Origin of the sequence: Vibrio sp. CyArs1 (genome assembly GCF_022432925.1) — a bacterium.
GTDB classification, from domain to species: Bacteria; Pseudomonadota; Gammaproteobacteria; order Enterobacterales; family Vibrionaceae; genus Vibrio; species Vibrio mediterranei.
In genome coordinates, this window is the sequence record NZ_JAKRBO010000005.1 from 393,829 (window position 1) to 418,920 (window position 25,092).

Here is a 25,092-nt window from a genome sequence, read left to right on the forward strand (position 1 = left end):
ATGGTTTGTTTAGAATTACCTGCTAGATATATTGAAGACAATTATTTGAACTCACGTCCATAAATCCTAGTCTGCTTTTGTTTCCACTAATTAGGGCAGGGACCATGGCTAGCAATCAAGATCTTAAGCAAGCATCTACGCTTCTCCAAAACTCGAACGTACATTTCGACCTTACCGATAATCACCAACAAAGGGGCTTGTTGCAATTAGCAGAGCAACTGGATGCGTTGAGCAGCCTATCTGTTGGCGACTTAAAGCAATTAGCGATAGAAGACCAAGCGCCACTGGAATACCGCTTAGCTGTTAAATTGGTTGCCTCAAAGCGCTATGTAAGAAAAATCCAAACACCATTGCGCATTGGTGTGGTGTTTGCGATGTGGGGAGAGCACAATCGATTAAACCCCAAAACAGAACAAAACCCCAACGGTGAAGATTCGTTGAGAATGAAGGTAGAACAGCTAGCTTGGATCACTTCGGGAAGTTGCATCGATTGGCATCTTTACCCAGTAGATGATGGATGCCCTCATGATAGTGCTGATATTGCGAAAGGTATCGTTAAGACCACAGAGCAGCCCGATAAAGTCACAGTATTTAAACTGTCGGAACATTTGGATACGGATGAAGGACCGTTAGCTAATCTGAATAGTGCTGACGACTCTCGTAAAGGTGGAGCGATTGTACTTGGTTGCCAAAAGGCCATAGATGAGGGCGCAGATGTCGTTGTTTATACCGATGCTGACAACTCAGTTCATTTAGGGCAAATAGGATTGCTGCTAGAACCTTACTTAGAACAGGCCAAACAAGTGGTTTTAGGTAATCGCAAACATCCAGAGTCGATTTTGGTCAAACAAGAAGAGCGTTGGGGCATCGGCATTAAGACTCTACGCCATATGCAGCGAATGATAGGGGAGCAAATATTCTCTCAAGGTATTAAAGATACTCAGGCGGCATTTAAGCTTTATTCCCGTGATGCGCTGCAAGTTATCCTTCGTAATCCAACAGTGTATGATTTTTCATTTGATACCGATTGGATCTTGGCTGCGATGGAATACAACAAGCCGATTACTACCGTACCATTTGCCTTTATTGATTCAGCAGCAGAGTCTGCCTCGATTGTGCAAGGTCCTATGACAACTTGGTATACGCTGTTAGAAGGGTTGGTCAAAGCGGCAAGGGCTCGTCATGCGTCGTACAGTCGTGATATGGCAAAGGTCTTTGATGAGGAGATTCATTCCCACAAAGATCTAGAACTGCTTATTGATATTTTGCCAAAACAGCTTGCTGAAGCCGATGACAAATCGTTGGGTGATCCTGCCATTATGTCGCCTAATGAGGTAAGAGCATGGATACAGCAAGCGAGATACGCTAACGCGAGTTCGTGACTCACGGAGTGAGGATGTTAAAAAGGAGGCAAGCATGCCTCCTTTTTATTTTTTGTTTATCTTATTCGACGACTTTGACTCCGGATATTCTAGTGCCATTAGCAAGCATAATGATGGCGGTGGAATCATCATGATTTTGGTCGAGTTGGTTTTCCACTTCGATAACTTCGCTCCCTAGCGATAAGTGTCCTTCACAATATACGGTAGAATGCCCATCCTGATTGAGTTTGACGTAATATTCTGAATGGTCCATAAGAAGTTCCTTTTTCCAACATACCCAATATATAGATTAGAAGCTATTGATGTGAAATCAAAGATTCACATAACGAGAATGAGGCTGCAACAGCAGGAATTTACGAGGCATGCCATGCCGTGGGAAAGAGGCGAGTTATCGTTGTTTTATTAAACATGTCACATTTCTGATTGTTATTTCTTGAGCTTTGTTTACAATGTTCGTTCGCTTTGGCTGGTGCATCCGTATTTGCATCAAAATAAGCTGATAACACAATGAAATCGCGGCAGTTTTCGCTTCACTGAAAATTGCTAACCAATAAAACATGTCTTGCTTGGTGTGCAAGACCACTGTAAATAGGATACTACATGCCTGTAATTACTCTTCCTGACGGTAGCCAACGTCAATTTGATAACCCTGTTTCTACAATGGATGTCGCTCTTTCAATCGGTCCTGGTCTTGCGAAAGCAACCATCGCTGGTCGTGTAGATGGCGAACGCGTAGATGCTTGTGATTTAATTGAAAACGATGCGAGCCTAGAAATCATCACGGCGAAAGACGAAGACGGTCTTGAAATTGTTCGCCACTCTTGTGCTCACTTACTTGGTCACGCTATTAAACAACTGTACCCAGATGTGAAAATGGCAATCGGTCCTACGATCGACAATGGCTTTTACTACGATATCGATTTAGAACAGTCTCTTACTATGGAAGACGTTGAAAAAATCGAAAAACGTATGAAAGAGCTAGCAAAAACCAAGTATCAAGTTATCAAGAAAAAGGTTAGCTGGCAGGAAGCTCGTGACACATTTGAAAGTCGCGGCGAACCATACAAGATGGAAATCCTAGACGAGAACGTTTCTAAAGACGACCGTCCAGGCCTTTACCATCATGAAGAATACATTGATATGTGCCGTGGTCCTCATGTTCCTAACATGGGCTTCTGCCAACACTTCAAACTACTGAATGTGGCAGGCGCATATTGGCGTGGTAACAGTGACAACAAGATGCTTCAACGTATCTACGGTACTGCATTCCACGATAAAAAAGCGCTTAAAGCGCACTTGACGCGTCTAGAAGAAGCGGCAAAACGTGACCACCGTAAAATTGGTAAGCAGCTGGATTTATTCCACATGCAGCAAGAAGCTCCAGGCATGGTGTTCTGGCACCACAACGGTTGGTCTGTATTCCGTGACTTAGAAGTATTCATTCGTGAAAAACTGACTGAATATGGTTACCAAGAAGTAAAAGGTCCTCTAATGATGGATCGCGTTCTTTGGGAACGTTCTGGTCACTGGGACAAATACGCAGACGCAATGTTCACGACTTCATCAGAAAACCGTGAATACGCGATTAAACCGATGAACTGCCCAGGTCACGTTCAGATCTTTAACCAAGGTCTTAAATCGTACCGTGATCTACCGCTACGTATGGCTGAGTTTGGCTCATGTCACCGTAACGAACCGTCAGGCGCACTTCATGGCATTATGCGTGTTCGTGGCTTTACACAGGATGATGCACACATCTTCTGTACTGAAAGCCAAATCCAAGACGAAGTAACCTCTTGCATCAAGATGGTTTATGACACATACAACACGTTTGGTTTTGATAACATCGTGGTGAAACTGTCGACTCGTCCTGAGAAGCGTGTAGGTAGCGATGAAATCTGGGATCGCTCTGAAGAAGCACTAAAACAATCTCTTGAAGCAATGGAAATTCCATTCGAGATTCAAGAAGGTGAGGGTGCGTTCTACGGTCCTAAGATCGAATTTACTTTATATGATTGCCTAGATCGTGCATGGCAATGTGGTACAGTTCAGCTAGACTTCAACCTACCGGGTCGTCTAGGTGCTACATACGTGGATGAAAACAACGAACGTCAAGTTCCTGTTATGATTCACCGTGCAATCCTAGGTTCTCTTGAGCGTTTCATCGGTATTCTTATCGAAGAATACGCTGGCTTCTTCCCAACGTGGTTGTCGCCAGAACAAGCTGTTATCATGAATATCACTGACAAACAGTCTGATTATGTTCAAGAAGTAACACAAAAACTGCAAAAAAGTGGAATTAGAGCCAAAGCGGACTTGAGAAATGAGAAGATTGGCTTTAAAATCCGCGAACATACTTTGAAGCGTATCCCGTACATGCTTGTTTGTGGCGACCAAGAAATGGAAGCCGGAGAAATTGCAGTACGTACACGTAAGGGTAAGGACCTAGGCAAGTTTAAAGTGGATGACTTTATCTCATACATCCAAGTCGAGGTTTCTAGCCGTAAGCTCAATCTGGAGGAATAAGCTATTAAAGGCGGAAGACGTGGCCAACAACCGGCCAAACAAAACCAGCACCGTTTAAACGGTGAAATTCGTGGCGTTCGTGAAGTTCGTCTAACAGGTGCAGATGGTGAATCTGTTGGTGTCGTATCGATTCAAGAAGCACTAGATGCAGCTGCAGAAGCTGGTATGGATCTCGTAGAGATCAGCCCTAACGCCGAGCCACCAGTCTGTCGTGTGATGGACTACGGCAAGTTCCTCTTCGAGAAGAGCAAAGCTGCGAAAGAGCAGAAGAAGAAGCAAAAGCAGATTCAGATTAAGGAAGTAAAATTCCGTCCTGGAACTGATATTGGAGACTATCAGGTAAAACTACGCAACCTGACGCGTTTCCTAGAAGACGGCAACAAAGTGAAGGTAACAATTCGCTTCCGTGGCCGTGAAATGGCTCACCAAGACATTGGTGTCGACGTTCTAAATCGTCTGAAAGAAGATACTGTAGATTTAGCTGTAGTAGAATCTTTCCCGACTAGAATCGAAGGTCGCCAAATGATCATGGTATTGGCCCCTAAGAAGAAGTAATTAACGGCTTTACAAGTAAGAAAACCCAGCTGTTTTCTGAACAGCTGGGTTTTGTTCGCCCTAATTACTATTGTTTAATCAACTCAACAATGCGGAGTTATTCATCATGCCTAAGATGAAAACCAACAAAGGTGCTGCTAAGCGTTTTAAGAAAACTGCTGGTGGTATTAAGTACAAGCACGCTACAAAACGTCACATTCTGACTAAGCGTACTACTAAGAACAAGCGTCAGCTTCGTCCAAATGCAATCCTTCCTAAGTGTGAAGTGGCTGCAGTTGTTCGTATGATGCCATACGCTTAATTCTTTTTAGTTTATCAATCGTTTAGTTTAGGAGAGACATAATGCCTCGCGTAAAACGTGGTGTACAAGCTCGTGCACGTCATAAGAAAGTTCTAAAACAAGCTAAAGGTTACTACGGTGCACGTTCACGTGTTTACCGCGTAGCTTTCCAAGCAGTTACTAAAGCTGGTCAATACGCTTACCGTGACCGTCGCAACAAGAAACGTCAATTCCGTCAACTGTGGATTGCACGTATCAACGCTGCATCTCGTCAAAATGGTCTATCTTACAGCCGTTTCATCAACGGTCTTAAGAAAGCATCTATCGAGATCGACCGTAAGATCCTTGCTGACATCGCGGTATTCGACAAAGCTGCATTCGCAGTTCTAGTTGAAAAAGCGAAAGCTGCTCTTTAATTAGCAGTTAGGTCTATGTAAAAGGGGAGCGAAAGCTCTCCTTTTTTGTATCTAAAGAATATTAGATAACGGACTTTTCACGCCACTCGCTCCTCGGTTAATGACGTGCGTGTAGACCTGCGTAGTTTTAAGGTCTGTATGTCCCAATTGTTCCTGCACTGTTCTAATATCTGCGCCGCTTTCCAGTAAGTGAGTTGCAAATGAATGCCGCAACGTGTGACAGCTAACCTGCTTTTCTATCCCCGTCTTTTTCACCGCAGATTTCAGAGCTTTTTGTACGCTCGACTCATTAATATGGTGTCGACGAATCAAATCAGAAGTAGGGTCGATAGACAGCCGAGCAGAAGGAAACAGAAACTGCCAGTTGAGCTCTTTGTTTGAGTTTGGGTATTTAGTCGCCAATGCATTGGGGAGCCACACGCCGGAATAGTCACTCTGCTTAACATCTTGCCTCCAAATACTCTCAACGTGTTGCTGCTGTTGCCGTATCGCTGGGAATAGCTCTCTGGCTAACGTAACTACTCGATTCTTATTTCCTTTCGCTCGCCATATTCTCAATGCGCCATAATCAAAGTCGATATCTTGATACCTGAGCCGAAGGCACTCCATAAGACGTAAGCCAGAGCCATACATGAGTTGTGCTGGCAATAAAAAGCTCGGCGGCATACTTTCAAGCACTTTGCTTACTTCCTTTACTGTGAGGACTGTAGGGAGCTTTTTGCTCTTATTAGATTTCTTAAAGCGCATATTGACGTCTATAGGGTCATGAAGGATATGTTTATATAAAAACACTAGCGCGTTGAGTGCTTGATTCTGAGTACGCATAGCCAAGTTACGACTTGTAATCAAATAGGAAAGAAAATCTTCCACCTCCGCAGTACCCATTTCCTTTGGATGCTTTTTATCTTGATAAACAATGTACTGAAATATCCAAGAGAGGTAGGCGTCTATTGTCCTTTCCGAATAGTGCCTCGCGCGCATAAAGTCACGAATGTAGTTCAAAAACGGGGATTTCATAACTTACTCCGATACTGTGTTTGTGTACAGTTGTTGAGTCTAAGTAAGATTTGAGGACTTATACGGAAAATTTCCGCATTTTGTGATGTGCAACAAAGCTAATAATACTTAATCTACGGATTTTCATACACTAATGATCTAACATGGTCAGATTCTATGTTATTAGAAGGCGGTAGTGTGTGCGGAAGTACGGAAATAATCCGTCTATAAAGCGTTATGTTTAAAGGAGAGTTTATGAGACGTGGTGTTGTAGTTGGGCCAACTTTTATTCCTTCGGATGGAACACAAGAGGGCTATCACGGAGACCTGAAATATAAGTTAGAGTTAGATAGCTTACGCTATGCTCTATTATTTTGGGATGTTATTGATTTTAGCGCGATGGAAAGCTTCATGATGCGTGATAGTTTCCTTGGCCCCTCTAATCCAGAACTTGATTTGTTAAAAGCGGAAGGGCTCGCGGTCAATGGTAAACCCCCTGCTGGATTGGACGTTGAATTAGCGGGTAGAGGCTTGTATATTCAAGAAATCCCATTGTATTCACAGCTTGCATCATTGGTTCATTTAAACAAATCGAACGATTGTGAGTGGAGTCTTTTTCAAACACAGCCTGAAGTCTTTATTCCCAAAGAAGCTTCTATCATCAGGGCTGCGACAGAGTTTAGCCTGTTTAATATGCTCCCAATTCCCGCTTCTGATGTTCCTCTCGAAGATGTATTAAGTTTTAGAGAAAAACGACAACCAGAATTACTTGCTTTAAGAGATGTTATAGATACTTTTACGGCGAGAATCTGTTCGGCAGAAAATACGGTTAAGGAAGCAGAAAAAGTAAAAAGTACTCTGGAAAGAGAACTTGAAAATTACAGTAAAGTAGTTGGTGAGTTAGATCAAAACGTAGTATTCAAGTCTATTACAAAAGTTGCAACTGATGAATTTGTTGCTTTATCAGGGTTACTTGGTGCTTTAGCAACATTGTTTACGGCAATCCCAGCATCGATTCCGAGTATGCTGACTCTTGGAGCAGGGGCTGCAGCATCAGTTAAGCTAGCAATTAAAGACACTCCAACTTGTGCTCAATTACCAGACTCGCTTAAGAACTATGCTTACTTACTTTCTGCTCAGAGGGAGTTAGTTTAAACATAACAAGGCAATCAAGGTGATGCTTTACACTAGGCGGTTTTGGTATTGAGTTCGGTGCGCTTTGCTGGTTCAGTGGGGCACACCTTATTGCAGGCGTTATGTCACTGGAGGCATAAATGGAAACTATGGAATTTAGTGTAATTGCCTACTTCGCTAATGCAGTAGGACTGGGGCTCATACTTTGTTTAGCTTTTGGAGTCATATTTAAAGTTGGGATGGTGGCTTCAGCTGTCTTTGCTTACCCGGTATATTTGGCGATTTTTGCTCTTGAAATGTTCATCCAGAAGAACAGAAAGGACGCGGAGCGAAAGTTCTTCAGGTTAAATATTCCAGCCGAGAATCCAAAGCGATTTATTATGAACACATGTGCAACGATAGTGTTGCTGTTCATGTTGCCGAACTTTTTCGCTTTGTACTCGATACTAAGCCTAGAAGTACATAATGAAGTTTTGGCTGTTGATAAGTTAGTTAAGTTGATGTTCGGCTCTGATAAGTTCCAGTTATGGTGCAACGCATTATCCGGTCTTTTTGTACTTGTTATTTTTGCTATAAGTTATTTTACCGAGGTAGACTCGCGAGAGCCATTCGAAAAAATTGAACAACTATCTATTCCATCTTTGTGGAAAAGTGTGCTCAAACCAATTGCGTGACATAACAAATTGTTCAAGCAGACAGCTAATTTTTGGCGATTTTGTTTTGGTTGAGTTTAGTGTTTACCGTGGCTATGCTTGAGTGTCGTGCAAGTTAGCTGCTACTTAACAAGGCGTTAGTTGCCACCAAGATTATGGAGGTTCAATGGAAGTAATATTAGTCTTTTTAGCGCTGTTAGTGGCGTGCCTAACCTTATTTGTGCAGCGTCAGCACAACCGAAAAGAGCTACTACCTATAATCCATACTTACTTTTCAGCTGCGTCTAAAGATCATCAAGTAATTCGCGAGTTTAAATTGATCAACGATGGTAATGGTGCAGCTATTCTTAAAAGGTTTCAATTATATTTAGCATCCGGCGAGGAAATTGAGATCACTAACTTCAATGATTTCTCAAAAGTTATCCAACAAAAGAACCCTCATAGCAAGGATATTGCTACTTCATTACCATTCGCTTTAAGTGCCAATTCATCTGAAGTTATATTTAGTTACTGCCTTTCCGAGTCCGCAAATGATCAACTTAATAGTTGTACAGTTACAGTAACCGCCGAATCAGTCTACGGTGATGAAGTGGTTGCACACGAAACAGGTTTTAATGTCATATCCAACAAACGTGATGCATTTTTTGAAATGTGGTTTGGCAAAATTGCTGACACATCAATAAAGCTCTGGGAAAAGGCAACTAACAAAGCGTTTAAGAGCGATTCGTAACGCGTGGCATTTTCACTATGCGTTAGTATTTGTGGTTAAGGTAGTTTGCAGGGGCTCCGGCCTTGCGTTACTCACACCTTAACGCGGCGTTAGCTCTCTTCTGGAGAAAGACTTTGAAATTACAATACAGTATTAATGATGATTATATTAAATTCATATCATCCGCAGATGCGCTGTTCCATTTCACTCGCAAAGAAACAGCTTTGGAGCATATTCTGTTTAATAAAACTCTTCGGATGGGGGAGTTTTCAGGTACGAATGACCCTCAGGAGTATAAACCTAAGTTAACGGGTGCTGTTGGGTGGGGGTGGGAAGAACACCATGACAAAAAAGTTGATGAAGCTACATTCCTAATAGACCAGTTGTTAAGAGAAAAATCCAAATTTATATCACTTTGCCAAAATGATATCGTCGATGGTAATTTGCGTTCTCACGGTGCTCTTAAATCTAGAATGTGGGCTCAATATGGTGATAATCACAAAGGCGTATGTATCGTTGTTTCCAAATCTAAATTAATTAATCAATTGAAAATGCAACTTGAATCAAATTATCAAATTAGTTACGGGGATGTTCGGTATGAAGAACCAGATCTAAATCGTAATATACCTTGTTTAGATATAGATGGTTCAGAACTAGATAGTCTCCCAGCTAGTGAAATTGCAATAAGCTTCGTAAATCAGCATGTTGAAGAGTTTTTCTTTACAAAGCAACCAGACTACAAAGATGAAATGGAGTTTAGGTATGTTGCAATACCTACGTCTTTGGAATCAACATCAGCTCCAATTTACATAGACCTATTGCAATGTGTACATTCGATAATTCTTGGCGACGCTTTTCCAAAAGTTTACAAGCCTACAATTTTGAATCTAGCGCATGAGTTATCAATTCCGATAAAAAAGTTACATTGGGAGCATCATGCATATATTTTGCTTAGTTGGGACAAGAGCTAACAAACTGTTTAAGAGTGATTCGCAACGCGTGGCATTTTTACTATGCGTTGCGTTTAGTGTTTAAGGTGGTATGCGGCGGCATCGGTATTGCGTTGCTCACACCTTAACAGGGCGTTATAAATATTTTTAAAGTAAGGCATCATTTTGAAATCAAAAATATGTTTAACAGTTGCAGTGTTAGCCTTAATTGCACCGATAGTTTTTTACACTTTAACGTTTGGTATTGGAATTTGGGAAAGTCATTCTGATTGGGCTGCCATGGGAAGTGCTTTAGGTGGCTTATATACACCCATCTTAGCCTTATTAACTCTTGCTGTACTGTTGAAGCAACTTCAAATTCAAGAACAAGTCAAAGATTATGAGCAAAGAGAAACGTCTCGTAAAACCGTTTTTGAAATGGTGGAGAAATTTTCTACTCGAATTGAGCTGCAACTCAACGAAGAGTTAATCCATAAACTGCGAATTTTATCAGGGCTTCCGAAAGGTGATTCAAGAGTTGCAAGCATGAAGAGCGAATTAATGGATGTTTTTACCCTTTGGACTTCAGTAAGAGCTTATATCAAGAATTACGCAAAATCAGAGCCAACACTTGTAGTCGACTTACTGTCGATTCCTGTTTTACATTTAAACTTTAGTGTTTGTTACGACATAGATAAGGCGTATCTCAGACATATTGAGAGCGGAAAAGATGAAGTGTACTTGTATCGCTTATAGATGGGTGAGTACATATTTATAACAAACTGTTTAAGAGTGATTCGCAACGCGTGGCATTTTCACTATGCGTTGTGTTTGGTGTTTAAGGTGGTATGCGGCGGCTTCAGTATTGCGTTGCTCACGCCTTAACAGGGCGTTAGCCAACAAAGTGAACTTAGGAGTTGATAACATGGTTTCGTATGACAATACGAGCAAGGTTCTTAAAGGAGAAAGTGATCGTGGAGCTGTTCTTATAGCAGCAGCGATGCTGGAGTTAGGACTAGAAAAACTGTTGAGTATGAAATTACTTCCGCCAACAACAACTAAAGACCCAATTTTTGATGCCAATGGAGCTCTTGGTACTTTTTCATCAAAAATTGAAATGTCTTATCGGCTTGGAGTAATTACTAAAAAACAAAAAGAAATGTTCAATATATTTCGTAAAATCAGAAATGACTTTGCTCATAGTGCAGACAATATCTCTCTAGCTGATTCTACGATTCGAAATAGATTATTCGCTGCGATTGAAGGGCACGAAGTAAAAGATGCTTATTTCAAACAGTTACGAGAGTTAGCTCCTAGCTTAGGTATGAATGCGAGTTCAATAAATAATACCTCTGTTTCTCCTCGCCATCTTTTTGAACTGATTTTTGGACTAGAGATTCAATTTTTGCACATAGCTCAGATGAGTGTAGTTAGGGTTGAAGAAAAAGTTGGCTAACAAGCAATTTAAGAGTGATTCAGCACGCTTGGCATTTTTGGTTTGGATTGAGTTTAGTGTTTACGGTGGTCTAGTTAAGTGTCGTGGCCGCGTGCTTCACACCTTAATTGGGCGTTAGCCGTTCAAAAGGAGACAACATGGAAGTGTATTTTCTCGAACAGAATTCAGATTATAAAGTGGTGCTTGATGTTCTTCGTCAGTTGCGTACCAACTACGAAATTGAAGAGTTAGCAGCGCAAATAGAAAAACAACAATCAAAGGGTTATAAGGTAGTTTACGTAAAATCAGGCTCTTCCATTTTAGCGGTAGCAGGCTTTAGCGTCGGTGAAAAGCTTGCATGGGGAAAGCACATTTATATAGAGGATTTGGTAACTAATCTAGAGTATCGCTCTAGCGGTGTTGGTAAGTTCTTAGTTGACTGGCTTAAATCATATGCAATTGAAAATGGCTGCAAACAAATTCACTTAGATTCTGGTGTACAACGCTTTCCTGCACACCGGTTCTACTTGCGTGAGGGGTTCAATATAGCAAGTCATCATTTTTCAATTACTAGTATCGAAAACGGCTAACAAATTGCTCAAGTCGACAGCTAACGCTCGGCATTTTTGGTTTGGTTGGGTTTTGTGATTGCGGTGGTTTTGTTTGAGTGTTGTGTTCGTTAGCTGCAACTTAGCAAGGCGTTAAGGATCTAAGGGAAGTTCATGAGTAATAAAACAAGGTTAGAAGAATACCTATTTGAGCCAAGTAATAGTCATGCAAAAGAGTCTTTAATCAATAACAAGTTATTATTTGATCTTAAATTATCAGCTGCTCGAGGAGGGTATTTCTTAAATGCATATACGCCCGAAGTCGATAAAGATGGCTTTGACATAATTTTCGATGATCAGGATTCAATGACAAAAGTACAGTTAAAAACTGTAATGGAAAAAGCAGGCACAACATCATGGGATATTCATAAAACAATTTTGAGGCCCGACCCAATTATATGTGAAGATTTAGGGTTTGAAGCCTCACCAACGGGTACGGGTCACCAAGGCGGCGTCATTTTGATAGAAATTAGTGATTGCAATCAAAATGGGTTCTCAGTTCAGTATTATTATACTGATATCATAATACTATGTGCATTGCGAGATGGTTTAATCAAGGTCGATAATCCGCCCTCAGAGTCGTTGATTAAGAGCTTTTTTGGAAAAATAAATAGTGGTCTATCTCATGAAAAAATCGCTCTAAACAAAAAAATGTTTCTTAAAGCGGTTAGCCCTGAAGGATTGCTTGCATTAATGGGGCTTCATAATTCATTGAATACGGGAATGCTTAGGTTTCACATACAAAAACTAGCAGAATCTCAGTTACAAAAAACATTAGCAGCACCTCGAGACACATTAGTGGAAAATGTTCGAGATGAAATAAAGAAAATAGCCTCAAATATAGCTCCTTAACAATCTGTTTAAGAGTGATTCGCAACGCGTGGCATTTTTACTATGCGTTGCGCTTAGTGTTTAAGGTGGTATGCGGGGGCTTCGGTATTGCGTTGCTCACACCTTAACAGGGCGTTATGCCTCATCGAGATGTGTCAGATTCTTGTTAATTGCAGTCATGTTAATTGAGTTGAAGCTTGATATTAAATAAGCTTCAACGAAAGTTATAAATCAGCCAAACTAAGATGCAATCGAATAAAAAATATCAAAGAATGACATTTCACCATGTAGGCATACCAACAAATAGTTACCTGCCGGATGATACCCATAACCCTCAATTGAAAATGCATGCAACAGGGTATTTTGAAACGCCTTATGCCATGGAGTGGATGAATTTTGATGAGGATAGCTCCTTGCCAGAGGTGATAAAGACACAGCCACACATTGGCTATGTTGTAGAAAGTGTTGAAGACGCAATTCAAGGTAGAAATGTGGTTTTGTCGCCAAGGAGTCCAGCACCGGGTGTAATCGTTGCTTTTGTGTTAGAAGGTAGAGATCTAATTGAATTTTTGCAGTTTGACAAACCTGAAGATGAAGTTTGGCCGCACCCAAATAAGTTCATGCTAGAGACCCTTGGAAAAAAGGCATAACAAACGCTTTAAGTGCGATTCGTAAACGTGTGCCGAACTCGCTATCGTTCAAACATGGCCCACGTTCACTCACGCCTTAGGCGGACGTAAGCTATTGGAACCTCTACATTTTTAACCACTTGTTGAATAATTCTTCGGCCTGTTTTGCTCCTTTTGGAGTCACGACCACAGATTTGTTCTTGTTAACGGGATCTAGTATTAGTCCTTTGTCATAAAGGTGGTTCATTACGTCAAATTTGATACCTTTCCACGCACGGTATGAACCATCAAATTCTGATTTGTCGTGCATGGTCAAGAAAAGAAGGGTAAGAGCTAGCTCTGAAGCTTTTCCTATGTCGTAATATCATTGATATATATACAAAAGTTGAGTATTGGCTAATAGTAATTTTAGTCAAACTTCATCAAAATGGTGAGCATCGCTTATAACAAATTGCTCAAACGGACGCGTAAGGTTCGCTATTTTTGGTTTAGAGCTTAGTGTGTTTGTAGGGTTAGTCGTAAGCGCCGGTTGGCAAGGCGTTATGCGCTTCGGATAAATTTGAAGGTAGAAGTATGAAATATGCTCCAATTAAAGATGAGATTACGTTTGATGATTTCGCAAGAATTGATATTCGTGTTGGCTTAATTGTCGAAGTATCTGAAGTGGCAAAGTCGGACAAACTAATGAAGCTAACAGTCGACTTTGGTGATCATAAGCGTTCAATCTTAGCTGGTATTAAACAAGAGCGTGAGAATCCGAAAGAAATTGAAGGTAAGCAAGCCTTGTTTGTAGTCAATTTACCTGAAAGAAAGATGGCAGGTGAAGTATCTCAAGGCATGTTGTTTGACATCGGCTACGAAGACAAACTGAAACCATGCCTAGCGTGCCCAGAAACAGAAATACCTAATGGCGCAAGAGCAGGGTAACGCGCATAACAATAAACTTAAGCAGATTCGCAACGTTTGGCACTTTTGCTTCTACTTCATATTTAGTGTTTATAGCACGATGTTTTGGGTTGGGTGGCAGCATGATCTCCCTCGAATTATATTTTTGCAGCTTTGCAAGGGAGGTTCACTATGGCTAGTTTGTTCTTTATATACTAACAAGCTAGGAACAGACATGTTCAAGTGTCCAAATTGCTCAGCGCCATTGACTGTAAGGGAAAAGCTCAACTTCACCCCTGATAAGCCAGTAATTTGCAAAAAGTGCTCGCAGAAGTTGTTACCGTTCAAGTTGTATTATTTTGGAACTTTTTTTGTGGCGGCTTTTGGGACGTCCTCTTTAATAAATTATTGTGAATTTAATGCGTTAAGTGCATCAGGGATAGCCTTGGTGTGTAGTTTCTTGCTTTATATATGTCAGCCAATCAGAAAAGCGTAGTTATAACAAACCGTTCAAATATGATTCGCGATGCTTGGCACTTTTCGTATGAGTTGGCTTTAGTGGCTACGGTGTAAAAGTTAAGTATCGTGACTGTGTTGTTCACATCTTCACAGGTCGTTATACCAAATTGGTAAGTCTGGCTAAAATGGGGCAAGCCAATGCCCCTAGAAGCTTTACTGATGAGTCTCGTTTTCAAAGTATTGAATACACAGTTTTTGTGCATCAATGTTCTTTTCAATGTCTTCCTGCTCTCTTAGTTCTAGGTAAAGAGCAATACATTGTTTAACTGCAAGTGTTAACTCAAGCTTGTTTGGTCTTGCTACTGTTCGTTCAAGCTTCTTGCTAAACGCAGGAAGGCGAGTCTCGATTCTTCGCACACCTGAAGGTGTCAGGTTGGCTTGTTTAAGTGCAAGTGGTGAAAGAACAACGGTGCGAATAAATGACAAAAATTCTAGAGCTTCAAAATACTCGCCTCGTCCAATTTTAGTGGTAGCGTAATGTGTCCAGATCCAAAAACGATCTTCAATCCATTGTGGGGAAGGTTGGGGGTACTTAGACTCTGCAGCCTCAAAGGTGTCAGTGAGTAAAGTATCCTGCTCCCAAAGCACTTTCGTATCGTCAACACGGATTGCTGCGTCAGGTAAGGATACGAACTTGAAATCAACATGGATAGCGTTTGGAGCATAGAGTGCAATGACTAGCCTCGGTTCCCCGACATGTTCACCAGTAAAGGCTGCGACTTTGCCTTCGATACTATCAACAATAGCAAAGCGATCATCCATTACAGATTCATATTGTTCGGGCTTAACCGCAATAACTAAATCCAGGTCGCTGAATTCATCTAACGTGTCTGTAGCATATGAGCCACTTGCTCCGATCCCAACGATTCTAGGGTCTTGCTTGAGTTTATGAACAATTTTGTCTAAAAGCTGCTTATGAGTTTCGGGGAGAGATTTTGGATATTCCATATTTTACCTTTGAACATAACGGATAGTTAAACTACGCGATGGGCGTAGTTAGTGCGGTAAAATCAACGCAGCATTACAGTGTCGTTTAAAAAGAGTTTCAGTGCAATAAAATTTGGTGTTACAAACGCTTCATGTGGGTTCGTAACGCTTGGCACTTTTGGCGTCAACTTGAGCTTATGTGATTACGGTGGCTTTGTTTGGGTTTGGTGGTGTTAGCCGCAACTGAGCATGACGTTGGCTTTTTGAACCAAAACAATTATTGGTAGACCTTGTTTCTTATCGTACCTCGCAAAACACCCTTTACCGTACTTTAATGCTTGCGGAGTGGTGTACATTTTAGCTTCATATAACTGCTATATATTCAGGGGCTTATTATGTACGCCAATAAATACTCAAACTTTTGGAGGCGCTTCTTTGCCGTTATTATCGACGGGCTAGTTTTCTTACCACTGCAATGGATTGATGAATATATATTATCTGGTGCTATTGGTTCAGTGGGGGTTTTCCTTTGGGGTGTCGGAGGTGCGATATTAGGTATTTCATATTACGTTATTCTGCATGCAAAATACGGACAAACCATTGGCAAAATGGTGATGAAGGTTAAGGTCGTTGATGTATCAGAAAGTCGTAATATAACCGTTAAGCAGTCGTGTATGCGTGATATTGTTCCGATCATAATGGTTCCCTTCACTGTTTATGCTTATGCTCAGTTGGCATTTTTTGGAAAGACTTGGCAGAGCTTGGATCAAGATTCAGTATTAACCATTGTGAGCTTAATTATGATTAGCTGGGTAGTTTTGGAGAGTGTATCAATGCTATTCAACGAAAAAAGACGAGCGGTACATGACTATATAGCTGGCTCGGTTGTGGTGAGACAAACCTAACAAACGCTTCAACAGTGACTCCATGCTGCAAGTTAAACTAGGTAGTCTGTCAGGAACGGCTGGGATTAGGAAAAGTTCCTACTCAAATATCTATGTTTTTACTAACAACACCGTCTTAATGCTAGTCATTAATACGGGACTCTTATCAAGTATCTTATCTTCATTGTATATAGGGTTACTTGAGCTGAAAAACTTTGATGTATATAGCTGGGGTCTAGTGACTGTCGGTGTTCCTTTGATTATCGTTGGCTACATTTGCCTGATTATAAGCGAGATACAAATGCAGCCAATTCGAAGGATAGTTTGGCTTGCCAATGTAAAGGTTAGCCGAACGTTAGCACAACAAGTCGCTTAACTGGACTCCTAATGCTTGGCCACTTTCGTTCCATTTTGCTTCAGTGTTTAGGGCACAAATTTTAAGTGTGGTGGTATATCATTGTCACCTGTTAGTAAGGTGCTATATATTTCCTCTAGATTTGGATACAACTCAAAAAATGCGCCAGAGTTGTAGTTCTTAGATTATTTGACTATAAGCTTGAGGTAACTGCCTTAAGTTGAGGGGCGAGTATGACTGAGTCACAAATGAAATGGTTAAAGCGCTGGAAAGAAAAGCGAAGCAAAGGGTTTATCCACTACGTTATGATTCAAACCTTAATGATTGGTGGAGGACTATTTGCTGGTAAGTTAATAGGTGTCGCAATCTTTACTAACCAAAGTCAGTGGGTAGAGTTCCTCTCTAGCATACCAATAACTGTTGCTATGATTTTGGTTGTTTGTATTCCGCTTAATAGCCTCGCGTGGTTTGTGAGTGATAAGCGATATCAAAGCTTAACCAATCAGCAAAACAACACTTAACAAGGTGCTTGGCAGTGAGCCTCAACATGTGAACTTTTCGGTTTACTGTAAGTTCAGTGACTAACGTGCAATGCAGAGACTATCGTTAAGCGTTTCGAGCACGTTAGCTTAACATTATGCTTCAATCGATTTATTAATCATAGGATGTAACATGTTGGATTTTAGATTGTTTTTACCCAAGCAGGTCGACAATACCTATGTTGGCAATAAGGTTGCGCTTTGGTTTTTCTATATATTGACTGCTATTACGTTGTGGCGTAGTCAGCATCACTTGTTTGCAGCAGATGGTGGGGCGCAGTCAATTGCGACCATTCCCCTTGATACTTACTCTTCAGAAGCAGCGTCTACAGTAATCGGTATATTTGCCCTTTGGGGTTTATCTCAATTAATCATAGGGTTTATATATCTAGTGGTTTGTTTACGATACAAAGCACTAATCCCTCTTATGTATTTCCTTGGTGTCATTGAATACGGAATGAGAGCGTTTTACATAGGTGCCCATAAACCAATAGAAACTTCCGGTGATGCCCCTGGAGCGCTCATTAACCTGCCTTTTATGCTGCTATTCACTCTCATGCTTGTACTTTCCCTTTGGAGAAAGAGCAAAGTTGACGACTAGAAACAGAATAAATTATTCAAGTAGATAGCCAACGGGCGGCGGTTTTGGTTTGGTTGAGTTTAAAGAAGACGTTGACTTTGCTTGAGTGTGGAGGCGGTAAACTGTTACTTTTAACAGGATGTTAGTAGTCAAAAGTAAAAAGGAACCCTCAATGGGATTAAAATATCGTTCAGCTACTCTTGAAGACTTAGAAAGTCTTGTTGCTTTGCTTTCAAACGACCCCCTTGGTAGTCAAAGAGAAGATGCCTCTATTCCGTTGAATAGTGCGTATCTTGAAGCGTTCGAAGCAATTGTACGAGACCCAAACAACCAATTGCTTGTTGTCGAACAGGAAAACTCTCTAGTTGGAATGCTTCAAATTACCTTTATTCCATACCTGACGCATATTGGTAGTTGGCGTTGTCTTATCGAAGGAGTTCGAATCCATAGCGACTATCGTGGACAAGGCTTCGGTGAGCAAATGTTCGCATATGCTATTGAACAGGCAAGAAACAAAGGTTGTACAATCGTTCAGTTAACGAGTGACAAGCAGCGCCCTGACGCAATCAGGTTCTATGAAAAACTTGGATTCAAAGCAACACATGAAGGGTTTAAGCTCGTGTTGTAGGCAGTCTGCGAATAATGAACTCAGGCAGGTTCGTAACGCTCTTCAGTTTGGGTTCAAGTTCCGCCTATTGGCAGCCACTCAGTCGGACGTGATGCTTCAGTATTATGTAAAGTTAGGGAAAACCAGAACTAGCACTAATAGCTTGTTAAGGTTCACAGTGTTGTTAACTATTTTATGAAATTACACACGATGTTTATGGAGAGTTTTCTATGGGAACGATAATTGGTTTGGTTATTTTAGCTGCTGTAGATTGGTACCTGGTTCGCAAAACTGGATTTCACATTCATCAGTGGGTTGCCAGAAAGTACGAAGAGTATTTTCAGGGTAAGGAAAACAATAAATAATACTTGCTCAGCTTGGGAATTAAACACACATAACAATGTATTGGATTGTTTTCAAACGTTGTATTAGGGATTGAATTTTGGAAGAAGTGCAAGATAAATGGATTTGCGGCTTTTGGAGAAGAATCGGGGCCTTGGTTATCGACTCTCTAATACTAGGTGTTTTTGGGTCTGTTATAGGTTTGTTTCTTGAAGACACCTTCGCCCAACTTGACGGGTGGGGTAGCTTAATTGGTTTTGCCGTTTCAATTACATATTTTGGAGTTATGAATAGCTCTGTATCAAATGGCCAAACAATTGGTAAAAAAGCACTAAGCATCAGAGTTGTAGATTCATCCAATTCAACAATTAGTCTGCCTAAATCCTTTGCAAGGTATAGCTTCCTAGCGATTCCATTTTCACTGAATGGAGCACAGATTCCAAACGAATTATCTCTTTCATATTTAATGTACCCCTTATCTTTGATTACTCTTGGTGGCTTACTTTCGATTTCTTACTTATACGTTTTTAATCGTGTAACTCGACAGTCATTACATGACCTTGTGGTAGGTACTTACGTCGTAAATGCAAAGGCCAATCGTCAAGAACTCCCTTCAGTTTGGAAACCTCACTTAGGGGTAGTGGCTGTTTTATTCATCGTTGCAGCGCTTGTGCCAGCATATACTTCTAGCTTATTTGAAGCAGAACCTTTTAAAGGTCTGCTAGTAACTCAGGAAGCAATAAACAGCAATGAATCAGTTAGATATGCAGAGGTAACAACAGGCTCAAGTACGGTTACCTCATCTGATTCAGGTACTAGAACAACTATGTATGTGAATGCTCAAGCGTTTCTTTATAAGGATAATGTTGATGATTTCAAAACTGCAAAGCAATTAGCGCAGACAATAATTAAGACTTATCCAGAATCACTAAGCAAAGACATAATTCAGGTAACTCTTGTCTACGGTTATGACATTGGTATTGCTTCAAAATGGAATAGCCACAATTACCAATTTACCCCACAAGAATTAACAGGTCTGGAGTAATGAGAATTTAACATGGGGTTAAAGTCGGGCGCGTGACAGCGTGCTAGGCTCTACTTCACCTCGTTTTTAGCGAGCTATTACTTGTCACCTAAAACCGCTTTATCAAACTGGAGATAAACGAATGCCCAAGTTAGTCGGTGACACCCTGATTAAAACTTACCATCTAGCTACATGTCATTGTGCTTCTGTTGAGCTTGAGTTGCACCTACCAAATGGAATAGATAAGCCTCGACGTTGCGATTGTTCAATGTGCCGTCGTCGTGGAGCGATCGTTGCATCAGTGAAACTAGACGGTATTCGTATCTTGAAAGGGCAGGAACACTTAAAGCTATATCAGTTCAATACGCATACGGCAAAACACTTTTTTTGCTCGAACTGTGGCATTTACACTCATCACCAAAGACGTTCCGACCCGACTGAATACGGATACAACGTCGGATGTTTGCAAGGAGTTAACCCGTTTGATCTGGGTGATGTGGTGACAAATGACGGGGTCAACCACCCAGCGGACAGATAGTGAGCTGATATTGCGTTGCATATTTTGAATACTGTTGTTTGCTAGCCTTTAAAGAGAATACAGCTAAATCTACTCATTAATCTGAACCTGGCCGAAGAATTTAACTAGACGATTGGTTGAGTGTATTAACATTGGTTAGGTTGAATCTCTATTCAACTGCATGAGAATATTCGATGTTTAAATGCCCCAATTGTGATGAGTCATTAACATGTGCTAGCAAACTTAAAGCTTATCCTAAGATTCCTATATATTGTGATAACTGTCGATCTCTTCTAGGTGTATATCATCGTTTCTATTACCTAATGTACTTTGTCACTCTTTATTTGATTAGTATGTGCACGCGAATCGAGTATTTGATGTGGTGGGAAGCTACAGGAGTAGTGGTGCTCTTATTCTTTGTAACACAGTTATTACAGCCTCTTAGGAAGCTATAGTTCCCTCAAACGACTCAAGCAGTCTATAAGTCCGAACACTTGCAGTGTCAGCATCCGCTAAAGCTCATTCTAACGGCAGACAGCTATGTACAACGCAGTCCTTGTACTACGATTATTACTCCATACAAAGGAGTTCGCTTATGTCATATGTCGATGGATTTGTAGCTGCCGTACCAACAGTGAATAAAGAAAAGTACATTGCGCACGCAGAAATTGCAGCAGAGATGTTCAAAGATTTCGGCGCAATAAAGGTTGTAGAAGCTTGGGGAAGTGAGGTGCCTGATGGAGAAATTACTTCATTCCCTATGGCGGTTCAAGCAGAGGGCAACGAAACAGTTGTATTCTCATGGGTCGTTTGGCCTTCTAAGGATGTACGAGATTCTGCTTGGGAAAAAATAATAGAAGACCCGAGGATGAGCCCAGAAAACAATCCAATGCCATTCGATGGCAAGCGCATCATTTATGGGGGATTTGAGGTCATTTTAGACAAATAGCATTTTTCTATGCACAGTAAAGCTGTCAAGTAATAGCGGTAATGTGTAGTGCTTGGTGGTTTTCCTTCAAGTTTGCTGATTTGTTGTGGCGAGAGAAGAAATACCAACGCCATACTGTTGAGGTGAATCTCTGCTCGTCACAAATCACAATGAAACCAACTCTGTTTTTGAAGTCTCTCGTGAAATAGCCTTCTTGTTCTGAATGTGCTCCCGCTGAGTAATAATCTTGATAGATTCTGAATAAGCTCAAAGGGAATAAAAATATGCTAGAACGTATCGAGAAAGTGCTTGAGTTAAATGATATTTCTTATGAAAGTGGCAAAACTAGAATGTACATCAAGTTGGGCGGCTTAAGTTCACAAGTCAAAATCTGCTACGACTATGCGACTAATACTTATAAAGTGAACTGCGGGGAACTTCGTCATTATTTAACCAGTCTGATTTTCTTTTGTCAGGCCGTTAATATGTTTTATCAGCCGAACTTGGAGGTTTGGGCTGGGTACGCCGCTGGTCTTATGCTCGGACTAGCCTTTGGAAATCTGCTATCAGTAATATCGGCTAATATTCAGTTGCTAGACTTACGTGCTCAATTAAGGGAAGAGGGCGTATTCCTGAAGCTTAGTTCATAGTACTGCTTGGGACCGTGTGGTTTATACCGCCTTGTCGCGTTTGTCGACTTCTTCTTATGGAATGGAGAATAATGGAAATATCAAATACTTTAAGGCCTGGTGATATTGGGCAGATTATAAAACAGCACGGGCTATTGTACTCGAGTGAATATGGATATGACGTGACATTTGAAGCTTATGTTGCCGAACCACTGGCGCAATTTGCTAAGCGAAACAGTGATCGAGAGAGAATTTGGCTTGTCAGGCTTAATAACAAGCTTGTCGGGACAATTTGTATTTGCGAGCTTTCTGAGGTCGAAGCACAGCTCAGGTGGTTTTCTATTGACCCCGTTGCAAGAGGGAAAGGAGTGGGCAAAGCGCTTATGGAACAAGCGCTGGACTTCTGTCTTGACAGAGGCTACTCCAAGGTAGTGTTATGGACGGTAGCCGGACTTGCTGTCTCAAAATCGTTATATATCAAATATGGATTCAGTAAGGTTGAGGAAATAGAACGTGAGTTATGGGGAGCAATGCAACGAGAGCAATGCTATGAAAAAGTGCTTTAGTCTATGTACTTAATGCGAGAGCCAATTAGTGAGAGAACCATGAAACTCAGAGTATTCGACAAAGCAGATTACGATACGCTCATCCAATGGATTGACTCAGAAAAACTGAATTATCAATGGGGAGGGCCAAATTTCGCCTTTCCATTAGACCACCATCAACTCAGCAGCCACTGCGCTAAACCCGAAGTCCTTCCTTTTATTCTTGTATCCGGTAGCCTGCGTGTTGGTTACGTTGAATTGTTCAAAGTCACTGAGTCAAATTTCCGTATTTGTCGTGTATTTGTGTCGAGCAACTTTCGGGGCCAGGGGATCTCTAAAATCATGCTAACGCAGTTAATCGAATTATCTCGAACGCGATACTTTGCGACGCAGTTGTCACTCGCAGTTTTTGCGCACAATCGAACAGCGAGGCGTTGTTATGAAGCGTTAGGCTTTAACGTCATGTCTCGTGAAACAGGGACAAGATCCTATGATGGGGTGGTTTGGGACCTGCTTCGAATGGAGAAGCAGCTATAAAAAGCGCCTTCTAGCAATATATAACTAGGGTAATTTGGTGGGTTAGCAGTTCTGAGGTTAACGAATGATAAGTTGCAGTGACTACGATTATATTGAAATAGCGTGTATGTATCGTTATCCGGTTAAATTAACGATGAAAGTGGGTCAGCCACTAGAGGGTATTGCATTGGATACAGCGCGAGACGAGAGCAACAATGAATGTCTGAAGCTAAATGTTAAGGAAACAGATGTTCTTGTTATATTAGATGAAATCAATAAGTTAGAGGTATTGGTAGATAACCCACATTTTTCTGAAGTCGTCTTTAAATGATGTTTGAACATCAATGGGAAAAAGAATGGTGTTAGCCATCAACCGTATGCATTCCAAGGAAAGGAATTTATGAAACTGGCACAACTAAATATCGCATTAGCAAAATATCCGCTCGATGCTCCTGAGATTAAGGAGTTCGTTGATAACTTAGACTTGGTCAATGGCATTGCAGAAGAAAGTGAAGGCTTTATTTGGCGCTTAAAAGATGACAGCGGTGATGCGACCAGTATACAACTCTTCGATGACCCCAACATGATAGTAAATATGTCTGTTTGGGAGTCGGTAGATTCGCTTAAAAACTTTATGTTTAGAACACACCATAGAGATTTTATGCGCCGCAAAGGTGAATGGTTTCACCGGCTTGCTGAGGATACCTACGTGTTATGGTGGATTGAAGACCACCACATTCCATCAACAGAAGAAGCTTTGGAACGATTAGCGTATCTAAGAGCGAATGGTGATAGTCCCTACGTGTTTACGTTCAAGACTAATTATACGCCGCTCGATATTAAGACTAAGTAATGAAGTCGCAAGATTTATCGAAGATGGGAAACGCCCAAGTTATCCTTTGTGAAGACGAGGGAAGGACCTACATCAATAAACGGAATGCGTCCTCCGTGGAAGTTGGCTTCTATCAATATGCTGCACCGAAACTTAAAAATGTGCAGACGCCACAACTAATTAACGTAGATGGCGACGATTTATTCATTGAGCTAGTACCAAATAAAGTAACTTTAGAGGAATTACAGCAATCTAGTGGTACTTTTGAGCAGTTGTCACACATTCATCAATCCTCATATATTCCTACATTTGAGGTAAAACAGCATGCTTGGTCGTTACAGGATACAGAATTTGCTTTTCGAGCTTTGTCGCTACCTAGTGAAACACAAGATGCACTCTTAACTATCCAGACTTTGTCTTCAGAACTATTTGAGCATCGTGGATTAGTATCTGGCGACACTAATGATGGCAATTGGGGGAGAAGGGATAATGGTGAGCTCGTTCTCTTCGATTGGGAGCGATTTAGTTTCGGTAGCCCTGCTATAGATCTTGCGCCACTAGTTAAAGGGTTGGGTACGCGCTCAGACTATCGTGCAGTCATAGATAAATATTTGATCTACAATCCTTCTATTTCCGCAGAAATGCTGGAAAAGCATTTAGTAATAGCGAAAGCTTGGATAGTGATTGAGGTGACTAATCTTTTGATTAGTCGTCGAAACCACGAGGCTCAGAAATACATCAATTGGTTTAATGGTAACGTTCCTGCTTGGTGCCAAAAGGTGGTGACATCGTTGTAATGGATAAGCCGATAAAGTGGACCTGTTCTAGTACTGTTAATGTGAACTCCACAGTCACTAAAGTAGATTACCAACACTCTACCTGAATATGCCGCAGTGATTCCAGTCGCAATAGTAGCAAGCAATCTGTCTATCAGTGGGTGGTTCATAGAACATAACAACCAGGAGGAAAGTTCTATGAAACGTACAATCGAATTTGTTGGGTTACAACGAGCGTGGAAGATGGGTCTGTCTTCGTTAGTCGGAGGGGTTACGGCCGTATTAGTTGTTCACTTTGTATTTTCAAATGAACAAAGTGCTGTGGCATATGCAAGTGCCTTTTTTGGTGCGGTATTTCAGGTTTTAGTCACGATCAGAAACAATGAAAGTCACCTGACGGCTGATGATGAAGATGTCTACCTTTACGATATACCTGCGGCATTAAGGTATCAAAAGTCACTGCTGGGCAAACCCTACATAAGAGTGACTTCTTTAACCCAAACTGGTTATCATAGAAAGAGGGTGTTTCAGTCTTGGATATCAGAAGAGGATTGGCACTTTATGTTGAATAAATGCACATGATAGGTCCTCAAAAGGGCTTTAG

General features: G+C 41.1%; 33 protein-coding genes. 30 read left to right on the forward strand and 3 right to left on the reverse strand.

Annotated features, from left to right (window positions below; genetic code table 11):
• The first annotated feature begins 104 nt into the window (after positions 1 to 104).
• Positions 105 to 1,382, forward strand: coding sequence for a glycosyltransferase (locus MMA19_RS17145; protein WP_006070680.1), 1,278 nt, complete (start codon positions 105 to 107; stop codon positions 1,380 to 1,382).
• 61 nt (positions 1,383 to 1,443) lie between these two features.
• Here the strand turns inward: MMA19_RS17145 and MMA19_RS17150 are convergent, their stop codons facing one another.
• On the reverse strand, positions 1,444 to 1,635 hold the full coding sequence (locus tag MMA19_RS17150) for a hypothetical protein (protein WP_063605343.1): 192 nt from the start codon (positions 1,633 to 1,635) through the stop codon (positions 1,444 to 1,446).
• A gap of 347 nt (positions 1,636 to 1,982) precedes the next feature.
• Between MMA19_RS17150 and thrS the strand changes: the two genes are divergently transcribed.
• The 4 genes from thrS to rplT all read left to right on the forward strand — a co-directional run bounded on the left by thrS (position 1,983) and on the right by rplT (position 5,159).
• Positions 1,983 to 3,908: a threonine--tRNA ligase gene (gene thrS / locus MMA19_RS17155; RefSeq protein WP_240206756.1), complete on the forward strand. Its 1,926-nt coding sequence runs from the start codon at positions 1,983 to 1,985 to the stop codon at positions 3,906 to 3,908.
• A gap of 3 nt (positions 3,909 to 3,911) precedes the next feature.
• Entirely contained in the window at positions 3,912 to 4,463 is a 552-nt protein-coding gene (infC, locus tag MMA19_RS17160) for a translation initiation factor IF-3 (protein WP_081411588.1), read from the forward strand.
• Between the two features lie 106 nt (positions 4,464 to 4,569).
• Positions 4,570 to 4,764, forward strand: coding sequence for a 50S ribosomal protein L35 (gene rpmI, locus MMA19_RS17165; RefSeq protein ID WP_004401085.1), 195 nt, complete (start codon positions 4,570 to 4,572; stop codon positions 4,762 to 4,764).
• Positions 4,765 to 4,805: 41 nt separating this feature from the next.
• Positions 4,806 to 5,159, forward strand: a complete 354-nt coding sequence (rplT, locus tag MMA19_RS17170) for a 50S ribosomal protein L20 (RefSeq protein WP_004401084.1) — start codon at positions 4,806 to 4,808, stop codon at positions 5,157 to 5,159.
• A 51-nt stretch (positions 5,160 to 5,210) separates the two neighbouring features.
• Here rplT and MMA19_RS17175 read toward each other — a convergent pair whose 3' ends face one another.
• Positions 5,211 to 6,176, reverse strand: coding sequence for an integron integrase (locus MMA19_RS17175; protein ID WP_240206757.1), 966 nt, complete (start codon positions 6,174 to 6,176; stop codon positions 5,211 to 5,213).
• 234 nt (positions 6,177 to 6,410) lie between these two features.
• On the opposite strand from MMA19_RS17175, the gene MMA19_RS17180 reads away from it, so the two are divergent.
• From MMA19_RS17180 to MMA19_RS17250, 10 genes are all read left to right on the forward strand, one after another.
• Entirely contained in the window at positions 6,411 to 7,310 is a 900-nt protein-coding gene (locus MMA19_RS17180; protein ID WP_240206759.1) for a DUF6236 family protein, read from the forward strand.
• Between the two features lie 119 nt (positions 7,311 to 7,429).
• On the forward strand, positions 7,430 to 7,963 hold the full coding sequence (locus tag MMA19_RS17185) for a hypothetical protein (protein WP_240206761.1): 534 nt from the start codon (positions 7,430 to 7,432) through the stop codon (positions 7,961 to 7,963).
• Positions 7,964 to 8,108: 145 nt separating this feature from the next.
• On the forward strand, positions 8,109 to 8,672 hold the full coding sequence (locus tag MMA19_RS17190; RefSeq protein ID WP_240206763.1) for a hypothetical protein: 564 nt from the start codon (positions 8,109 to 8,111) through the stop codon (positions 8,670 to 8,672).
• 113 nt (positions 8,673 to 8,785) lie between these two features.
• Positions 8,786 to 9,622 (forward strand): DUF2971 domain-containing protein, encoded by an 837-nt coding sequence (locus MMA19_RS17200; RefSeq protein ID WP_240206765.1) that lies wholly within the window; start codon positions 8,786 to 8,788, stop codon positions 9,620 to 9,622.
• 144 nt (positions 9,623 to 9,766) lie between these two features.
• The gene (locus tag MMA19_RS17210) at positions 9,767 to 10,336 is read left to right on the forward strand and encodes a hypothetical protein (RefSeq protein ID WP_240206767.1); all 570 of its coding nucleotides are present in this window, start codon (positions 9,767 to 9,769) and stop codon (positions 10,334 to 10,336) included.
• 169 nt (positions 10,337 to 10,505) lie between these two features.
• A complete protein-coding gene (locus tag MMA19_RS17220; protein ID WP_240206769.1) occupies positions 10,506 to 11,036 on the forward strand; it encodes a DUF4145 domain-containing protein in 531 nt (176 codons plus the stop codon).
• Between the two features lie 137 nt (positions 11,037 to 11,173).
• Positions 11,174 to 11,605, forward strand: coding sequence for a GNAT family N-acetyltransferase (locus MMA19_RS17230; RefSeq protein WP_240206771.1), 432 nt, complete (start codon positions 11,174 to 11,176; stop codon positions 11,603 to 11,605).
• A 132-nt stretch (positions 11,606 to 11,737) separates the two neighbouring features.
• Positions 11,738 to 12,475, forward strand: a complete 738-nt coding sequence (locus MMA19_RS17235) for a hypothetical protein (RefSeq protein WP_240206773.1) — start codon at positions 11,738 to 11,740, stop codon at positions 12,473 to 12,475.
• Positions 12,476 to 12,699: 224 nt separating this feature from the next.
• Positions 12,700 to 13,104: a hypothetical protein gene (locus MMA19_RS17245; protein ID WP_171394423.1), complete on the forward strand. Its 405-nt coding sequence runs from the start codon at positions 12,700 to 12,702 to the stop codon at positions 13,102 to 13,104.
• Between the two features lie 552 nt (positions 13,105 to 13,656).
• Positions 13,657 to 14,010 (forward strand): tRNA-binding protein, encoded by a 354-nt coding sequence (locus tag MMA19_RS17250; RefSeq protein WP_171394028.1) that lies wholly within the window; start codon positions 13,657 to 13,659, stop codon positions 14,008 to 14,010.
• A gap of 630 nt (positions 14,011 to 14,640) precedes the next feature.
• On the opposite strand, the gene MMA19_RS17255 is transcribed toward MMA19_RS17250, so the two are convergent.
• Positions 14,641 to 15,435: a nucleotidyltransferase domain-containing protein gene (locus tag MMA19_RS17255; RefSeq protein ID WP_240206774.1), complete on the reverse strand. Its 795-nt coding sequence runs from the start codon at positions 15,433 to 15,435 to the stop codon at positions 14,641 to 14,643.
• A gap of 374 nt (positions 15,436 to 15,809) precedes the next feature.
• Here MMA19_RS17255 and MMA19_RS17260 point away from each other — a divergent pair, with 374 nt between their 5' ends.
• The 15 genes from MMA19_RS17260 (at position 15,810) to MMA19_RS17325 (ending at position 25,070) form a co-directional block, all read left to right on the forward strand.
• Entirely contained in the window at positions 15,810 to 16,319 is a 510-nt protein-coding gene (locus tag MMA19_RS17260; RefSeq protein ID WP_171394026.1) for an RDD family protein, read from the forward strand.
• A 567-nt stretch (positions 16,320 to 16,886) separates the two neighbouring features.
• On the forward strand, positions 16,887 to 17,174 hold the full coding sequence (locus tag MMA19_RS17265) for a hypothetical protein (protein WP_240206776.1): 288 nt from the start codon (positions 16,887 to 16,889) through the stop codon (positions 17,172 to 17,174).
• A 151-nt stretch (positions 17,175 to 17,325) separates the two neighbouring features.
• Positions 17,326 to 17,793: a hypothetical protein gene (locus MMA19_RS17270; protein ID WP_240206777.1), complete on the forward strand. Its 468-nt coding sequence runs from the start codon at positions 17,326 to 17,328 to the stop codon at positions 17,791 to 17,793.
• 151 nt (positions 17,794 to 17,944) lie between these two features.
• Positions 17,945 to 18,400 carry a GNAT family N-acetyltransferase gene (locus MMA19_RS17275; RefSeq protein WP_171394024.1) on the forward strand — a complete coding sequence of 152 codons (456 nt, stop codon included), beginning with the start codon at positions 17,945 to 17,947 and terminating at the stop codon, positions 18,398 to 18,400.
• A gap of 209 nt (positions 18,401 to 18,609) precedes the next feature.
• Entirely contained in the window at positions 18,610 to 18,744 is a 135-nt protein-coding gene (locus tag MMA19_RS26570; protein WP_006075007.1) for a hypothetical protein, read from the forward strand.
• Between the two features lie 77 nt (positions 18,745 to 18,821).
• Positions 18,822 to 19,766: an RDD family protein gene (locus tag MMA19_RS17280; RefSeq protein ID WP_346657541.1), complete on the forward strand. Its 945-nt coding sequence runs from the start codon at positions 18,822 to 18,824 to the stop codon at positions 19,764 to 19,766.
• Positions 19,767 to 19,887: 121 nt separating this feature from the next.
• On the forward strand, positions 19,888 to 20,283 hold the full coding sequence (locus MMA19_RS17285; protein ID WP_240206778.1) for a GFA family protein: 396 nt from the start codon (positions 19,888 to 19,890) through the stop codon (positions 20,281 to 20,283).
• A 574-nt stretch (positions 20,284 to 20,857) separates the two neighbouring features.
• On the forward strand, positions 20,858 to 21,211 hold the full coding sequence (locus tag MMA19_RS17290; protein ID WP_006075010.1) for a DUF1428 domain-containing protein: 354 nt from the start codon (positions 20,858 to 20,860) through the stop codon (positions 21,209 to 21,211).
• Positions 21,212 to 21,474: 263 nt separating this feature from the next.
• Positions 21,475 to 21,840: a hypothetical protein gene (locus tag MMA19_RS17295; RefSeq protein WP_124941102.1), complete on the forward strand. Its 366-nt coding sequence runs from the start codon at positions 21,475 to 21,477 to the stop codon at positions 21,838 to 21,840.
• Between the two features lie 71 nt (positions 21,841 to 21,911).
• Positions 21,912 to 22,385, forward strand: coding sequence for a GNAT family N-acetyltransferase (locus MMA19_RS17300; RefSeq protein ID WP_240206779.1), 474 nt, complete (start codon positions 21,912 to 21,914; stop codon positions 22,383 to 22,385).
• A gap of 39 nt (positions 22,386 to 22,424) precedes the next feature.
• Positions 22,425 to 22,901: an N-acetyltransferase gene (locus MMA19_RS17305; protein ID WP_031495858.1), complete on the forward strand. Its 477-nt coding sequence runs from the start codon at positions 22,425 to 22,427 to the stop codon at positions 22,899 to 22,901.
• Positions 22,902 to 22,965: 64 nt separating this feature from the next.
• Positions 22,966 to 23,211, forward strand: a complete 246-nt coding sequence (locus MMA19_RS17310; RefSeq protein WP_240206780.1) for a Rho-binding antiterminator — start codon at positions 22,966 to 22,968, stop codon at positions 23,209 to 23,211.
• A 69-nt stretch (positions 23,212 to 23,280) separates the two neighbouring features.
• Complete coding sequence (locus MMA19_RS17315) at positions 23,281 to 23,733, forward strand: DUF3291 domain-containing protein (protein WP_240206781.1); 453 nt, start codon at positions 23,281 to 23,283, stop codon at positions 23,731 to 23,733.
• On the forward strand, positions 23,733 to 24,509 hold the full coding sequence (locus tag MMA19_RS17320) for a phosphotransferase (RefSeq protein ID WP_240206782.1): 777 nt from the start codon (positions 23,733 to 23,735) through the stop codon (positions 24,507 to 24,509). The genes MMA19_RS17315 and MMA19_RS17320 overlap by 1 nt, the downstream gene beginning before the upstream one ends.
• Before the next feature lie 177 nt (positions 24,510 to 24,686).
• Positions 24,687 to 25,070 carry a hypothetical protein gene (locus MMA19_RS17325; protein ID WP_107306923.1) on the forward strand — a complete coding sequence of 128 codons (384 nt, stop codon included), beginning with the start codon at positions 24,687 to 24,689 and terminating at the stop codon, positions 25,068 to 25,070.
• The last annotated feature ends 22 nt before the right edge of the window (positions 25,071 to 25,092 follow it).

Coding starts and splice junctions, on each gene's coding strand:
- MMA19_RS17145 (WP_006070680.1), top strand. CDS start 105: ATGGCTAGCAATCAAGATCTTAAGCAAGCATCTACGCTTCTCCAAAAC.
- MMA19_RS17150 (WP_063605343.1), bottom strand. CDS start 1,635: ATGGACCATTCAGAATATTACGTCAAACTCAATCAGGATGGGCATTCT.
- thrS (WP_240206756.1), top strand. CDS start 1,983: ATGCCTGTAATTACTCTTCCTGACGGTAGCCAACGTCAATTTGATAAC.
- rpmI (WP_004401085.1), top strand. CDS start 4,570: ATGCCTAAGATGAAAACCAACAAAGGTGCTGCTAAGCGTTTTAAGAAA.
- rplT (WP_004401084.1), top strand. CDS start 4,806: ATGCCTCGCGTAAAACGTGGTGTACAAGCTCGTGCACGTCATAAGAAA.
- MMA19_RS17175 (WP_240206757.1), bottom strand. CDS start 6,176: ATGAAATCCCCGTTTTTGAACTACATTCGTGACTTTATGCGCGCGAGG.
- MMA19_RS17180 (WP_240206759.1), top strand. CDS start 6,411: ATGAGACGTGGTGTTGTAGTTGGGCCAACTTTTATTCCTTCGGATGGA.
- MMA19_RS17185 (WP_240206761.1), top strand. CDS start 7,430: ATGGAAACTATGGAATTTAGTGTAATTGCCTACTTCGCTAATGCAGTA.
- MMA19_RS17190 (WP_240206763.1), top strand. CDS start 8,109: ATGGAAGTAATATTAGTCTTTTTAGCGCTGTTAGTGGCGTGCCTAACC.
- MMA19_RS17220 (WP_240206769.1), top strand. CDS start 10,506: ATGGTTTCGTATGACAATACGAGCAAGGTTCTTAAAGGAGAAAGTGAT.
- MMA19_RS17230 (WP_240206771.1), top strand. CDS start 11,174: ATGGAAGTGTATTTTCTCGAACAGAATTCAGATTATAAAGTGGTGCTT.
- MMA19_RS17235 (WP_240206773.1), top strand. CDS start 11,738: ATGAGTAATAAAACAAGGTTAGAAGAATACCTATTTGAGCCAAGTAAT.
- MMA19_RS17245 (WP_171394423.1), top strand. CDS start 12,700: ATGCAATCGAATAAAAAATATCAAAGAATGACATTTCACCATGTAGGC.
- MMA19_RS17250 (WP_171394028.1), top strand. CDS start 13,657: ATGAAATATGCTCCAATTAAAGATGAGATTACGTTTGATGATTTCGCA.
- MMA19_RS17255 (WP_240206774.1), bottom strand. CDS start 15,435: ATGGAATATCCAAAATCTCTCCCCGAAACTCATAAGCAGCTTTTAGAC.
- MMA19_RS17260 (WP_171394026.1), top strand. CDS start 15,810: ATGTACGCCAATAAATACTCAAACTTTTGGAGGCGCTTCTTTGCCGTT.
- MMA19_RS17265 (WP_240206776.1), top strand. CDS start 16,887: ATGACTGAGTCACAAATGAAATGGTTAAAGCGCTGGAAAGAAAAGCGA.
- MMA19_RS17270 (WP_240206777.1), top strand. CDS start 17,326: ATGTTGGATTTTAGATTGTTTTTACCCAAGCAGGTCGACAATACCTAT.
- MMA19_RS17275 (WP_171394024.1), top strand. CDS start 17,945: ATGGGATTAAAATATCGTTCAGCTACTCTTGAAGACTTAGAAAGTCTT.
- MMA19_RS26570 (WP_006075007.1), top strand. CDS start 18,610: ATGGGAACGATAATTGGTTTGGTTATTTTAGCTGCTGTAGATTGGTAC.
- MMA19_RS17285 (WP_240206778.1), top strand. CDS start 19,888: ATGCCCAAGTTAGTCGGTGACACCCTGATTAAAACTTACCATCTAGCT.
- MMA19_RS17290 (WP_006075010.1), top strand. CDS start 20,858: ATGTCATATGTCGATGGATTTGTAGCTGCCGTACCAACAGTGAATAAA.
- MMA19_RS17295 (WP_124941102.1), top strand. CDS start 21,475: ATGCTAGAACGTATCGAGAAAGTGCTTGAGTTAAATGATATTTCTTAT.
- MMA19_RS17300 (WP_240206779.1), top strand. CDS start 21,912: ATGGAAATATCAAATACTTTAAGGCCTGGTGATATTGGGCAGATTATA.
- MMA19_RS17305 (WP_031495858.1), top strand. CDS start 22,425: ATGAAACTCAGAGTATTCGACAAAGCAGATTACGATACGCTCATCCAA.
- MMA19_RS17310 (WP_240206780.1), top strand. CDS start 22,966: ATGATAAGTTGCAGTGACTACGATTATATTGAAATAGCGTGTATGTAT.
- MMA19_RS17315 (WP_240206781.1), top strand. CDS start 23,281: ATGAAACTGGCACAACTAAATATCGCATTAGCAAAATATCCGCTCGAT.
- MMA19_RS17320 (WP_240206782.1), top strand. CDS start 23,733: ATGAAGTCGCAAGATTTATCGAAGATGGGAAACGCCCAAGTTATCCTT.
- MMA19_RS17325 (WP_107306923.1), top strand. CDS start 24,687: ATGAAACGTACAATCGAATTTGTTGGGTTACAACGAGCGTGGAAGATG.